This is a genomic window from Exiguobacterium qingdaonense, assembly GCF_018617855.1.
In the GTDB taxonomy this organism is placed as follows: Bacteria; Bacillota; Bacilli; order Exiguobacteriales; family Exiguobacteriaceae; genus Exiguobacterium; species Exiguobacterium qingdaonense.
Genome location: NZ_JACSKY010000001.1, coordinates 613,564 through 626,583, shown reverse-complemented (window position 1 = coordinate 626,583; position 13,020 = coordinate 613,564). Strand labels below are relative to the sequence as shown.

Here is a 13,020-nt window from a genome sequence, read left to right as displayed (position 1 = left end):
TGACTATGAGAGGGTGTGACCCATGTTATACAAAATCGATATGAAAAGTTCAGAACCGCTATACGAGCAGATTGTTAATCAAACGAAAGAACTCGTCATTCGCGGCATTTTGCGACCGGGAGATAAGGTGATGTCCGTACGCGAACTCGCGACCGACCTCGTCATCAATCCGAATACGGTCAGTAAGGCGTATCAGGAGCTAGAACGACTCGGTTTACTCGAGATGCGACGCGGACGTGGGACGTTCGTCTCCGAGGATTGGGTGGATGATGATGCGGCACGAGGGCCGGTCATCGCCTCGATCAAAAAGATTGCGATTGACTGTCATTATGCGAATGTGCCGATTGAAGAGGCCATCGACGTATTGCGGACGGAATATGAGAAAGTAGGGGAAGCCAATGCTGAAAGTTGAACAGTTAAGTAAACAGATTGACCGCCAGACGATTCTCGACGGCATCGACTTCACCGTCGAATCAGGAGAAATCATCGCGCTCGTCGGTCGTAACGGTGCCGGAAAGACAACCCTTCTCCGGACGATGGTCGGAATCATCCGTCCAGATTTGGGAGACGTGTTATACGGACCGAAAAGCATCTTTAAGGACGCGGGACTGAAGCGGGACGTCATCTTCGTACCCGATTCGGCGGATGCGCTCAAACACTATACGGTGAACGAGGCGACGGAGTTGTATGAGTCGATCTATCCATCGTTCAATCGCTCCGCCTTCCGTGAGACATTGACGCGTTATAACATCGACAACAAAAAGATTCGTCAGCTTTCAAAGGGTCAGAAGGCGCTCGTCACCTTATCGCTCGCCTTCGCCGTCCAAGCGAAATATTATCTGCTTGACGAACCGACGGACGGTCTCGATGTCGTCGCCAAATCCGATGTCTTGAAACTGATGATCGCCCAAGTCGAGAATCGGAACTGCTCGATCATCGTCTCGAGTCACCAACTGCATGAACTTGAACGGATCGCCGACCGCATCATCATGATTGAGAGCGGACGTGTCAAAGCGATCATGTCGCTCGAAGAGGCCCGTGCCCTCAGTATCAAGTGGCAAGTCGTCTTCAACGACCATGTCCCGGTCGAAGTGCTCGAACGAAAAGATATCGAAATCATCAGCGTGACGGGACGTGTCGTCCTGTTCATGGCGAAAGAACGGACGGACGAGCTCGAAGCGTTCATCGATTCATTCAATCCGATGCTCATCGAAGAGATCCCGATGTCTCTTGAGGACGTCTTCCGGATCCAGTTAGGAGGAGAAGCTCATGCCGTCTAAAGTGTTGTTGAAGAAAGATTGGAAACAAGTGTCACTGCTATGGATCTTGCTCGTCTTCTTAGGTGTCGTCGCCTTCACGGTGCCGGTGTGGACGGATATGTATGCTTACGAGCAACAGATTCTTGAAATAAAACAAAATCCGAGCAACTTCCCAGATATCGTGACAGGTGATGTGAACGAGATGGTGGCAGAGGATTTCTTCGGGGATCAATCTGGATACGGATATCTTGGAGGTCTTAACGGACTCATTCCGTCCGGCGGCGTCATTTTCTTATTTGTCATCTTCGGTGCCCTCATGGCATCCGTGTTGATCGGAAGTGAACGCAACAGCCAAATGTCGGACTTCACGATGTCGCTACCGTACACGCGTACCCAACTGTACATATCAAAATGGGTGCTCGGCGCGACAGGGATCGTGATGTCGTCTTTGATTGGTGGTACGTTGATGTTCCTCATTATTCGCTTCTCTGACTACTCCTTCTTGATGGAAGGAAAAGAGTTCAGGGTGATTGCGATGATTCTATTTTTCATGCTCTCCGGGATTTCATTCTTCTCGCTCTCGTTATGGATGGGATCGTTTGGCGGAGAGTCCATCTCGCAAGTCATCTGGACGTTTGTCGCGCTCGTTTTTCCGATGGGGATTTTACTCCTCGTCCAAGGTTCACTCTATGCCTTTTTCCCAGATCGACTCTTCTCGTTCTTCGATGCTGCGTTTGAGAGTATCCCGATGCGAATTTTGTCACCGCTAAATAACATTGCCAACGTCGATATGTATTCGGTGTATACCGATCAAACGGTGTGGAATGACTTTATCACGTATGCCCCAATCCTTGCGATTGCGAATATCGCACTCACATTCGGTCTAGGACTTTGGATGTTCAAGGAAGCACCCCAAGAGAATAACGGACGCTTCTTCATGTTTTCAAACTGGTTGTGGCTCATCCATATCGTCATCGTCATTTGTTTCGCGATGTTAGGGGGCGTATTGTTCTCGGCCATCTCGTACCCGCAAAACATGATTCTATATGTGATTGGCTTCGTGATTGCGGCCTTTTTGGCACACTTACTCGCCAAACGCTTACTGTACCGCTTCAATCTGAAACTCAAATCTTGACACTCCCGCGATTAAAACCGTGGGATTCTGAAGTGCTTGTGCGAGCGCAGTCCATTTCTGTTTTGCTCAAGCCTTCAGATGAGGGTGTGCCATCACCCCTCCTGAGACAGATCATATAGATTCTCAGGCTGGTGAACTGTTACCATCCAACACAGGTCGTTGCAGGTGTGTCCATCTGATGTTTTAGCGTCTTTTGCATGACGACAGGCATCGTTTTACCGGTCATATGTTTTCATGACCGAACCGTATACGATTTTCAAGGGGCGATGGACGCAGGCGTTTTAGAGACTTGTTCTTGTCTATGGGATAAGTATACTCGAACGTCGGAGGCAAAAACATCCGAACTCGCTCTCATCCCATGCCTAAAGGCGGGCTATGCCCGATATGGGCTTTCCCGTTCGTAAAAACTGTAAGGAGGGACACCTATGAAACGCTTCTGTCTGTTGCTCGTTCTCGTCATCTCACTGGCAGGGTGTACGAATCCGGAGCCGAACGCCTTTGAATACAAAGGATCGAAAGTCGGGGACCATACAGCCGTCATCGCCATTGCGAGTAGTTTGCCGCTCCGTAAATGTTATCGATCGGTCGAGCTGCAGACGAAGAAGCGTCCATATGGGTTGACCGTCCGATATGAGGACCCGGGAATGGAACGAGCGGAACAAGAACGTCTGGCGATTCAGAATGCAGCCACGTACTTCATACTTATCCTGAACGCAGAAATCGTCCGTTTCGCTTTCCCGAACCGAACGTATGCCTTCTCTCGACCAGAGATGGAGGCATGGTTCGGGACGGACTTATCTGCCATTCGTCACGACGGTGAGTTGCAACAAATGATGAATGATCATTTTGAGAAGACGGGTCCACCTGATTCATATTTCAGACAAGTTTGACAGCGGTTGGATAAAAATTCGATCGCTTTTTTTGATATTTTCTGAAAATTATCGGGTAAAGGGTAGATGAAAGCGTTTTCTTAGCATTATAATGGAGTTAACTGAATGAGTATTCATTTCCAAGGAGGAACAGCGATGAACAAACCGTGGTTACAAGATTATCCAGAAGGCATGCCCCAATCGATTGATTACGAGGTAAAGCCACTTTTTGAGGCATTGTCTCGCGCGGCACAAGACTATCCAGATCGTACAGCCGTCTCTTTCATCGGGAAAGAGTTGACGTACGCAGAAATCGATGAGGCCGCACGTCGTCTCGCCACGATGCTCCAAGCGAAAGGGCTTGAGAAGGGAGACCGCGTCAGCCTCATGTTGCCGAACTGTCCACAATACGTCATTTCGTTTTATGCGGTGCTCTATGCGGGTGGGACGGTCGTCCAAACAAACCCACTCTACACGGAGCGCGAACTCGAGAACCTCGTCACGGATGCAGGCGTCAAGATTGTCATCACCCTCGACCTGTTATATCCAAAAACGCTTCGTGTCAGCGAGAAGACGGAGATTCAAACTGTGATCACGACGAGCATCGCTGATTACTTACCGTTCCCAAAAAACAAACTGTACCCAATCAAGGTGAGACGAGAGAACAATATCGTCATCGATACGACCGGTTCAACCCCGTTCAAAGACTATAAAGATTTTAACCCGGTCACTCCACTCGAGGTCGACCCGAAAGAAGACGTCGCGGTTCTTCAATATACAGGCGGGACGACGGGACTTCCAAAAGGCGTCATGTTGACCCACTTCAACTTGACGGCGAACGCGGACCAGATCACAAACTTCTTCTATAAATATAATCGGGGAGACGAGAAACGTGTCCTGTGCGTCGTTCCGTTCTTCCACGTGTATGGGATGTCATGCTGTCTAAACTTTGGCGTCACGAATGGATACGAACTCGTTCTCGTGCCACGGTTTGAGGTGACCGACGTCTTAAAGACGATTCAAAAGAAAAAGCCGCACTTCTTCCCTGGTGCCCCGACGATGTATGTCGGAATACTGAATGACCCAAAACTGAAAAAATATGACCTGTCTTCAATCGAGGCATGTATCTCTGGGTCAGCGCCACTTCCGATCGAGGTGCAAGAAGAGTTCGAAAAGATCACGGGTGGTCGCATCGTAGAAGGTTACGGTCTGTCTGAGACGTCACCGGTCACACATGCAAACTTCTTATGGGATAAGCGGATCGTCGGCTCAATCGGGGTGCCATTGTCCGATACTTCTGCTAAAATTATGAACGCAGATGGAGAAACGGAAGCAGACATCGGGGAGATTGGTGAAGTGATGCTTCAGGGACCACAAGTGATGAAAGGGTACTGGCAAAAGCCGGAGGAGACGGCGGCCGTCTTGAAAGACGGTTGGCTTGCGACGGGTGACCTCGGTTATATGGGCGAGGACGGATTTTTCTATATCGTCGACCGGAAGAAAGACATGATCATCGCTGGTGGCTTTAACGTTTACCCTCGTGAGATCGAGGAAGTGCTCTATGAACATCCTGCCGTCAAGGAAGCGGTCTGTATCGGTGTACCAGACCCGTACCGCGGTGAGACGGTCAAGGCGTTCATCGTGCTTCGTGACGGCATGAGTGTGACAGAAGAGGAATTTGATAAGCATTGCCGTGAAAAGCTCGCAGCCTATAAAGTACCGAAGATGTATGAGTTCCGTGACGAGTTGCCGAAGACGTTCGTCGGTAAGATTTTACGCCGCGTCCTCGTTGATGAAGAGAAGGCGAAGCAAGTGAAACAAAGCAGTTGACACCGAGCCTACGCGTGATAGAATAATAAATGAATGAACCATCATTCATTTTTCTGCAGCGGTAAGGAGCTTGGGGTTTATGACAAATAACATTTCGAAAAGTGACCGAATCATTGATGCGGCGGTCAAAGTGATTGCAAACCATGGCTATCACGGTGCAAAGGTGACAGCCATCGCCAAAGAGGCGGGTGTCGCGGATGGCACGATTTACTTGTATTTCAAAAACAAGGAACATCTCTTAATCGAGTTGTTCCAGACGAAGATGGGGTTGTTCATCGATTACTCGAAACAACAGATCGAGAACGAGGCGACGGCCGAGATGAAGTTATACCGATTGATCGAATCACATGTAAAACAACTGTCTATCGATTACGACCTTGCCGTCGTGACGCAAATCGAGCTGCGACAGTCGAACTTAGTACTTCGTCAAAAAATCGGGGAAGTGCTCAAGCCATATTTGAATTTGATTGATTCTGTCGTCAAACACGGCATCGAGACAGGGGAGTTCGACAAGGATTTAGATTATCGCCTCGCCCGTCAAATGATTTTCGGCACAATCGACGAAGTTGTGACGAGTTGGATGGCGAGTGGTTTCAAGTATGATCTTCTATCGACGCTTCCGAACGTGCATCATATGTTAAAAAAGGGGCTTACTTAACGGTGAGCCCTATCACTAGCTCAAAAAATGAATGCTGATTCATGAATGATGGGAAGAATTGACTAAAGGGGGATTCACCATGAATATTTTTGTTTTGCTGAAACGTACGTTTGATACAGAGGAAGCGATTCAGCTTGAGAATGGGGAAATTCAAGAAGACGGCGCTGAATTCATCATCAACCCGTATGACGAATACGCGGTCGAAGAAGCGATTCAAAAACGTGACGCACTCGGGGGAGAGATCACGGTCGTCACGGTAGGGCCGGAAGACGCGGATAAAGAACTTCGCACGGCGCTCGCGATGGGGGCGGACAAGGCCGTTCGCATCTCGATCGAAGACGATGTCGAAGATGCGGATCACGTCACGATTTCTAAAGTGCTCGCGACGTACTTGAAAGAACAAGACGCCGACCTCATCTTTGCAGGGAACGTCGCAATCGATGGCGGGAGCGGGCAAGTCGCCCCACGCGTCGCAGAACTTCTCGACATGAACTACGTGACGACGATCACTGACATTGAAATCGACGGTTCGACGGCAACGGTCACACGTGACGTCGAGGGGGATACAGAAGTCATCGAAGTCTCACTCCCGCTCCTCGTGACAGCGCAGCAAGGGTTGAACGAACCGCGTTACCCGAGCTTACCGGGAATCATGAAAGCGAAGAAGAAGCCGCTCGAAGAACTCGAACTGATGGACATCGATCTCGATGAGGATGAGATCGAGGCGAAGATTGAGACGATTGAACGCTTCTTACCGGAAGAGAAGAAAGCCGGCCGTATTTTAGAAGGGGACGTGTCGTCACAAGTGAGTGAACTCGTACAACTTCTTCGCACGGAAGCGAAAGTCATTTAAGGGGGAGATCATAGATGAAAGCTTTAGTACTCGCAGAAGCGCGTGAAGGCGCGTTACGTAACGTATCATTCGAAGCCATCGCTGCGGCGAAACAATTGACAGATGATGTGACGGCAGTCGTGATTGGGGATCACGTGCAATCACTCGCACAAGAACTTGGGGAATATGGCGCAAGCCGCGTCCTCGTCGTCGAAGACGATCGCCTTAAACACTATACACCTGACGGCTATGGACAAGTGCTCCGTCAATTGATCGAGCAGGAGAGTCCGGAGATGATCGTCCTTGGGCACACGGCCCTCGGGAAAGATATCGCACCGAAGCTTGCGGCGCGCCTCGACGCCGGACTCATCAGTGACGTCGTCTCAATCGAAGGGTCGGGACGTGATGCAGAGTTCGTTCGCCCGATTTACTCAGGTAAGGCGTTCGAGAAAGTGAAGTTCAAAGATTCGGTCATGTTCTTCACGATTCGTCCAAATAACATTGACGCTCCAGCACGACAAGCTGGCGCGAGCGTCTCGGTTGAAACGCCGGCGGTCGAACTGAAAGATCTTTCGATGATCGTCAAAGAAGTCGTTCGTAAGGCGACCGGGAAAGTTGACTTGGCTGAAGCGAAAGTCATCGTCGCAGGGGGACGTGGCGTCAAGAGCGAGGACGGATTCAAGCCGCTCGAAGAATTGGCAGAACTCCTTGGCGGAGCGGTCGGTGCTTCACGTGGAGCATGTGATGCCGACTATTGTGATTATGCGCTACAAATCGGACAGACGGGTAAAGTCGTCACACCGGACCTTTATATCGCATGTGGGATCTCTGGGGCGATTCAACATTTGGCTGGGATGAGTAACGCCAAAGTCATCGTCGCCATCAACAAAGATCCGGAGGCGAACATCTTTAGTATCGCTGACTATGGGATCGTCGGTGACTTGTTCGATGTCGTGCCGATGTTGACAGAAGAGTTCCGAAAGCACCTCGTCAATAGCTAATAAGCAAATCGTTTTGGGGTTGTTACCCACCGTGGTATACTCTGAACATGAATTGAATGAGGGTTCTTATGACAGAAGTCTCATATCTTATTGGGGAGGTTTTTACAAATGGCAATTAAACACGCAACGACTCAATCATTCGAGCAAGATGTTAAAGAGGGCGTAGTCCTCGTAGATTTCTGGGCGACTTGGTGTGGACCATGCCGTATGATCGCGCCGGTTCTTGAAGAACTCGATCAAGAAATGGGCGAGCAAGTCCAAATCGTGAAACTCGATGTGGACGAAAATCCTGAGATCGCAGGTGCTTTCCAAATTCAGAGTATCCCGACACTCATGATGTTCAAAGACGGCGAGCCTGTTTCAAAAACAATGGGCTTCCAGCCAAAAGAAGCATTAAAAGAGTTTATCGCGACAGCACAATAATTTCGTAGCAGCTGACTGTTCGTCGGCTGCTTTTTTGTTTTAGCGACTAAAAAGAAGGAAAAAGGGAGTTAAGTAGTGAAGGAAGTCACGTTTTGTGCTACATACGTCTCATCTGACTTCATGATACTTAGTGGCGCGGCTCATTTATTTTTGGCATTTCTGTCGGTTTCCTTCATATTTAACAGATGTTGAAATTTGTTTAGAGGACGAACAGCTTGGAAGCTTTTTTCATGGAAACGAACTGAAAAACTACGCTATACTCATGAAGAAGACATGATGAAGTCAGGTGACCTTACTTTCGACTTAATCATTTGTACGACTCTGTACGAAGGAGGAATTTTCTTGTCGGTGTTACATTTCGCTATTTTATTGCCGCTTCTGGCGGCACCGTTCATTCCGTTCTTGTTTAAGGGGATGAAACAAATCCATACAGGTTGGTTCGTCCTGGTCGTTCCGGTCGTTCTCGTCTCCTATTTCGCCGGATTCATTCCGGTCACGAGCGCGGGAGACGTCGTGACGGAGACGATTGCGTGGATGCCGTCCCTCGGGATCAACTTCACGGCATACGTTGACGGGCTCAGTCTGTTGTTCGCGCTTCTGATCACGGGGATCGGGGCGCTCGTCGTCCTTTATTCAATTTACTACTTGGATAAGGACAAAGAGTCGCTCGGACATTTTTATGTGTATCTCTTAATGTTCATGAGCGCGATGCTCGGAGTCGTTCTTTCAGACAACATGATCGTCATGTATATGTTCTGGGAGCTCACATCGATTTCATCTTTCTTATTGATTGGATATTGGTATGAGAAAGAGCGCTCACGTTATGGCGCTCAAAAGTCGATGCTTCTCACGGTGTTCGGCGGACTATCCATGCTTGGGGGAATCGTCTTGCTCGAGTCGATGGTCGGCTCGTACAGCATCCGCGATATGGTCGCAAACTCTGGCGTCATTGCCGAGAGTCCGTTTTTCCTTGTCGCGATGATCCTCATTTTGCTCGGAGCGTTCACGAAGTCGGCCCAGTTCCCGTTCCACATCTGGTTACCTGATGCGATGGAAGCACCGACTCCGGTCAGTGCGTATCTCCACTCGGCGACGATGGTCAAGGCGGGTCTCTATCTCGTGGCACGTATGAGCCCGGTGTTCCAAGAGTCACCCGTGTGGCTATGGACGATCGCAGCGGTCGGTATGTTCACGATGTTTTGGGGTTCGTTCAATGCGGTGAAGCAGACCGATTTGAAAGGGATATTGGCTTTCTCGACGGTCAGTCAACTCGGATTGATCATGTCACTCCTCGGTCTTGGGGCGGCAGCCCTTCACTACGATGGGATTGATGACAACATCTTTATTGTTGCAACAATTGCGGCCATCTTCCACTTGATCAACCATGCAACGTTCAAAGGTTCGCTCTTTATGATGGCTGGGATCGTCGATCATGAGACGGGCACTCGTGATATTCGCAAGCTCGGAGGTCTGATGACCGTCATGCCGATCACGTTCACGATTGCCGTCATCGGCTCCCTATCGATGGCAGGACTTCCGCCATTCAACGGTTTCTTGAGTAAAGAGATGTTCTTGAAGGCGACGACGAAAGTCTTCTCGGCCGACTTCTTTGCACTCGAGACGATTGGGATTTTACTCCCGGTTGTCGCCTTCTTAGGTAGCGTCTTTACGTTCATCTACAGCATCATGCTGTTCACGCGGACGTTCATGGGTGAGGCGAAGTTCGATCAACTGCCGAAAAAACCGCATGAGGCGCCGATCGGCATGTTGATTTCGCCGGTCATCCTGGCGCTACTCGTCGTTGGACTCGGTTTCTTCCCGAACGTGTTATCGAACACGCTCATCAAGCCGGCGGTCGAGTCGATTTATCCGACACTCGTCGCACAAGGGCAGAACGTCAAAGTAGATATTTATTTTTGGCATGGACTCACTCCTGAACTGTACATGACAATCGGGGTCATCCTTCTCGGGTCATTGCTGTTCTGGCAGATGAACAAGTGGATGGGTATCTATAACAGAATCCCTCATCGTCTGACGCTTAACGGCGTCTACGACGGGACGCTCGTCTGGTCGAACAAAGCGGCGTATCGCTTTAAAGACAACTACATGACTGGTTTCATCCGGTCGTATTTGATTTACATTTTCGTCTTTCTTTCAGGCATGATGCTCTTCAGCATTTGGTGGTTCGATATGTATCAATTCTCGTTTGAGAATATGGCGGAAATTGCACCGTATGAATATGTACTTGGAGCCGTCGTCATCCTTGCGGCACTCGCCATCCTATTCATGAAGTCGCGACTTCCGTCCATCATCTTACTCGGGGTCGTCGGTTATGGTGTGGCATTGTTCTTTGTCTTCTTCGGTGCACCGGACCTTGCGCTCACACAGCTCGTCATCGAGACGGTGTCTGTCGCATTGTTTTTGCTCGTCTTCTATCACATGCCGGACATTAGTAAGAAAGAAACACGGATGCGTTTCAAAGTAGGGAATGCGATCGTGGCAGTCCTCGTAGGGGTGACCGTGACGCTCCTTAGTTTCATGGCGCTCACGCATAAGTCACTTTCGTCTATTTCCGAATACCACATCGAGAACGTGTATGACTTAGCAGCAGGGAAAAACATGGTAAACGTCATCCTTGTCGACTTCCGTGGTTTTGATACCTTGTTTGAAATCGTCGTTCTCGGAATTGCGGCCCTTGGAATTTACACGATGATTAAATTTAGAACGACACGACGTACGAAAGGAGATGGGGCAAATGAAGCAAAACAGCAAACGCGTCAATGATGTCATCTTGCAGACGGCCTCGATCATCATCTTCTTTATCATCGTCATCTTCTCGATCAACTTGTTTTTCGCGGGACACTATTCACCGGGTGGCGGATTTATTGGCGGATTGATGACATCGGCGGCACTCGTCTTACTGTTACTTGCGTTCGATTCGAATACGCTATCAAAAGTGCTACCGATCGATTATCGTCTCATGACGGCGACCGGGCTATTGATCGCACTTGCGACCGGTCTTCACTCGCTGTTCTTTGACCGACCGTTCTTGACGCACGCCTACGGAAAGTTTGATTTGCCGCTTCTCGGTGAACAGACGCTCCATACAGCGATTGCGTTCGACTTGGGGGTCTACCTCGTTGTCATCGGTGTCACCATGACGATCATTCAAACGATTGGAGAGAGTGAATAATGGAAATCTTCGTTAGCATCATCATCGGTGTTTTGACGATGTGTGCGGTCTATCTTGTTCTCTCAAGAAGTTTGTTGCGCATCATCATCGGCACCGCCTTGTTCAGTCACGCGGCGCACTTGCTCGTCTTGACGACGGCAGGTTTGAAGACAGGAGCCGCCCCTGTCCTCGTGGACGGAGTGACTGAATACACTGACCCGTTACCGCAGGCGCTCGTCTTGACGGCGATCGTCATCAGCTTTGGGGTGACGGCGTTCTTCCTCGTACTTGCTTACCGCACGTACCAGGAGCTCAGCACGGACAATATGGAGGAAATGAAAGGAACAGAATCGTATGATTAATTTACCGGTCTTTCCAATCGTCATTCCTGCGCTTGCGGCCATCATCATGATGTTTATGCCGAAACGGGTCCAGCTGCAGCGCGTGATGGCTCTTGGAACTCTAGTCATTACTTCGATCGTGTCATTCATTCTCGTGCACACGATCTCCGTTGAGGGGATTCAGACCCTCGACCTTGGGAACTGGCAAGCACCGTTCGGGATCACACTCGTTTCGGATATGCTGTCAGCCCTTCTCGTGACGACGTCGACCATACTCACGCTCTTTATCGTGTGGTTCGCCGCTCACTACTTCTCAGATTCGTATGAAGGGAACTATTTGTACATCGCGATGCTCTTCCTACTCGTCGGGGTGAACGGCGCCTTTACGACAGGGGATATCTTCAACTTGTTCGTCTTCTTCGAGGTCTTCTTGATGTCGTCGTATGTGTTGATTGTGCTCGGTGGACGTGGCGTCCAGTTAAGGGAATCGATCAAATATTTACTCGTGAACATCATCGCCTCGGCCCTCTTTGTCATGTCGGTCGCTTTACTTTATGGTGTCACAGGTACACTCAGTTTGGCCGATTTGGCTTTGAAGATCCCGCTCGTCGATAATCCGGGAGTCATCACCGTCATCGGTGTGCTTTTCGTCATCGTCTTCGGGATGAAAGGGGCACTCGTCCCCCTTCACTACTGGCTCCCGGGAGCTTATGTCGTTGCTCCGACTCCGATTCTCGCAATGTTCGGGGCACTGTTGACGAAGGTGGGGGTATATTCGATTTTACGGACGTATACACTGCTGTTTGATGGGAACGGTGAATTTTTACAGACGTTCCTCATGGCGCTCGCCGTCCTCACGATTGTCATCGGGATGACAGGTGCGATTGCCTACAACGATGTGAAGTTGATTATCATCTATAACATCATGATTGCGGTCGGGGTTATCCTTTATGGAATCTCGGTCAATACACAGACGTCCCTTGAAGGGTCGCTCTACTACTTGATTCACGATATGATCATCAAGGCTGTACTCTTTATGCTCGTCGGCATGATGATTGGCATCACGAAGTCTGGACAGCTCCGAGATATGGGCGGGCTCATTACGAGGTTTCCGCTATTTGGTTGGACGTTCTTCGTCGCAGCGCTTTCACTTGCAGGGATTCCGCCTCTCAGTGGATTCTTCGGAAAGCTGTTGATCGTGTCAGGTGGAATGGATGAAGGGGAGTTGTTCGGTCCACTTCTCGTCCTCTTATCTAGTCTCCTTGTCCTCTATTCGGTCATGAAAATTTTCTTGAACGGATTTTGGGGTGAGGCGAAACGGGAGTACGATGGGCCACTCGTTCCTTATACGAAACGCTTGATTGTGCCGGTTTTCTTGTTGCTCGTCATTGCGGTCGGTTACGGATTCGGGGCAGAAGCTCTTCATCCATATATCACGCAAGCAATCGAGCCGCTCGTCAATTCAGAAATCTATATCGATGCCGTGTTAAAGGAGTGAAA

13 protein-coding genes are annotated in these 13,020 nt (G+C 49.6%); all 13 read left to right on the top strand.

Translation table 11 applies throughout. The annotated features are described in order from the left end of the window. The first annotated feature begins 22 nt into the window (after positions 1 to 22). Complete coding sequence (locus tag KNP00_RS03155; protein WP_215142136.1) at positions 23 to 412, top strand: GntR family transcriptional regulator; 390 nt, start codon at positions 23 to 25, stop codon at positions 410 to 412. After that, positions 399 to 1,280: an ABC transporter ATP-binding protein gene (locus KNP00_RS03150; protein ID WP_215142134.1), complete on the top strand. Its 882-nt coding sequence runs from the start codon at positions 399 to 401 to the stop codon at positions 1,278 to 1,280. Before KNP00_RS03155 ends, KNP00_RS03150 begins: the two co-directional genes overlap by 14 nt. Continuing rightward, positions 1,270 to 2,394 (top strand): ABC transporter permease subunit, encoded by a 1,125-nt coding sequence (locus tag KNP00_RS03145; protein ID WP_215142133.1) that lies wholly within the window; start codon positions 1,270 to 1,272, stop codon positions 2,392 to 2,394. Before KNP00_RS03150 ends, KNP00_RS03145 begins: the two co-directional genes overlap by 11 nt. A 425-nt stretch (positions 2,395 to 2,819) precedes the next feature. After that, positions 2,820 to 3,284 carry a DUF4825 domain-containing protein gene (locus KNP00_RS03140; RefSeq protein WP_215142131.1) on the top strand — a complete coding sequence of 155 codons (465 nt, stop codon included), beginning with the start codon at positions 2,820 to 2,822 and terminating at the stop codon, positions 3,282 to 3,284. A 135-nt stretch (positions 3,285 to 3,419) separates the two neighbouring features. Beyond that, entirely contained in the window at positions 3,420 to 5,093 is a 1,674-nt protein-coding gene (locus tag KNP00_RS03135; protein ID WP_215142129.1) for an AMP-binding protein, read from the top strand. Between the two features lie 79 nt (positions 5,094 to 5,172). Continuing rightward, positions 5,173 to 5,751 (top strand): TetR/AcrR family transcriptional regulator, encoded by a 579-nt coding sequence (locus tag KNP00_RS03130; protein WP_215142127.1) that lies wholly within the window; start codon positions 5,173 to 5,175, stop codon positions 5,749 to 5,751. Positions 5,752 to 5,830: 79 nt separating this feature from the next. Beyond that, a complete protein-coding gene (locus tag KNP00_RS03125) occupies positions 5,831 to 6,604 on the top strand; it encodes an electron transfer flavoprotein subunit beta/FixA family protein (protein ID WP_215142125.1) in 774 nt (257 codons plus the stop codon). Positions 6,605 to 6,618: 14 nt separating this feature from the next. Further along, a complete protein-coding gene (locus KNP00_RS03120) occupies positions 6,619 to 7,584 on the top strand; it encodes an electron transfer flavoprotein subunit alpha/FixB family protein (protein WP_215142123.1) in 966 nt (321 codons plus the stop codon). A gap of 108 nt (positions 7,585 to 7,692) precedes the next feature. Continuing rightward, complete coding sequence (gene trxA / locus KNP00_RS03115; protein WP_215142121.1) at positions 7,693 to 8,007, top strand: thioredoxin; 315 nt, start codon at positions 7,693 to 7,695, stop codon at positions 8,005 to 8,007. Between the two features lie 342 nt (positions 8,008 to 8,349). Then, positions 8,350 to 10,791 (top strand): Na+/H+ antiporter subunit A, encoded by a 2,442-nt coding sequence (locus KNP00_RS03110; RefSeq protein ID WP_215142120.1) that lies wholly within the window; start codon positions 8,350 to 8,352, stop codon positions 10,789 to 10,791. Further along, entirely contained in the window at positions 10,763 to 11,200 is a 438-nt protein-coding gene (locus KNP00_RS03105; RefSeq protein ID WP_215142118.1) for a Na(+)/H(+) antiporter subunit B, read from the top strand. Before KNP00_RS03110 ends, KNP00_RS03105 begins: the two co-directional genes overlap by 29 nt. Then, positions 11,200 to 11,541, top strand: a complete 342-nt coding sequence (locus KNP00_RS03100) for a Na(+)/H(+) antiporter subunit C (RefSeq protein ID WP_215142116.1) — start codon at positions 11,200 to 11,202, stop codon at positions 11,539 to 11,541. Before KNP00_RS03105 ends, KNP00_RS03100 begins: the two co-directional genes overlap by 1 nt. Next, complete coding sequence (locus tag KNP00_RS03095) at positions 11,534 to 13,018, top strand: Na+/H+ antiporter subunit D (protein ID WP_215142114.1); 1,485 nt, start codon at positions 11,534 to 11,536, stop codon at positions 13,016 to 13,018. The genes KNP00_RS03100 and KNP00_RS03095 overlap by 8 nt, the downstream gene beginning before the upstream one ends. Positions 13,019 to 13,020: the final 2 nt, after the last annotated feature.

Excerpts from the sequence above, each read along its gene's own strand:
- KNP00_RS03095 (WP_215142114.1), top strand. The coding sequence starts at position 11,534 with ATGATTAATTTACCGGTCTTTCCAATCGTCATTCCTGCGCTTGCGGCC.
- KNP00_RS03120 (WP_215142123.1), top strand. The coding sequence starts at position 6,619 with ATGAAAGCTTTAGTACTCGCAGAAGCGCGTGAAGGCGCGTTACGTAAC.
- KNP00_RS03150 (WP_215142134.1), top strand. The coding sequence starts at position 399 with ATGCTGAAAGTTGAACAGTTAAGTAAACAGATTGACCGCCAGACGATT.
- KNP00_RS03140 (WP_215142131.1), top strand. The coding sequence starts at position 2,820 with ATGAAACGCTTCTGTCTGTTGCTCGTTCTCGTCATCTCACTGGCAGGG.
- KNP00_RS03105 (WP_215142118.1), top strand. The coding sequence starts at position 10,763 with ATGAAGCAAAACAGCAAACGCGTCAATGATGTCATCTTGCAGACGGCC.
- KNP00_RS03155 (WP_215142136.1), top strand. The coding sequence starts at position 23 with ATGTTATACAAAATCGATATGAAAAGTTCAGAACCGCTATACGAGCAG.
- KNP00_RS03145 (WP_215142133.1), top strand. The coding sequence starts at position 1,270 with ATGCCGTCTAAAGTGTTGTTGAAGAAAGATTGGAAACAAGTGTCACTG.
- trxA (WP_215142121.1), top strand. The coding sequence starts at position 7,693 with ATGGCAATTAAACACGCAACGACTCAATCATTCGAGCAAGATGTTAAA.
- KNP00_RS03100 (WP_215142116.1), top strand. The coding sequence starts at position 11,200 with ATGGAAATCTTCGTTAGCATCATCATCGGTGTTTTGACGATGTGTGCG.
- KNP00_RS03135 (WP_215142129.1), top strand. The coding sequence starts at position 3,420 with ATGAACAAACCGTGGTTACAAGATTATCCAGAAGGCATGCCCCAATCG.
- KNP00_RS03125 (WP_215142125.1), top strand. The coding sequence starts at position 5,831 with ATGAATATTTTTGTTTTGCTGAAACGTACGTTTGATACAGAGGAAGCG.
- KNP00_RS03130 (WP_215142127.1), top strand. The coding sequence starts at position 5,173 with ATGACAAATAACATTTCGAAAAGTGACCGAATCATTGATGCGGCGGTC.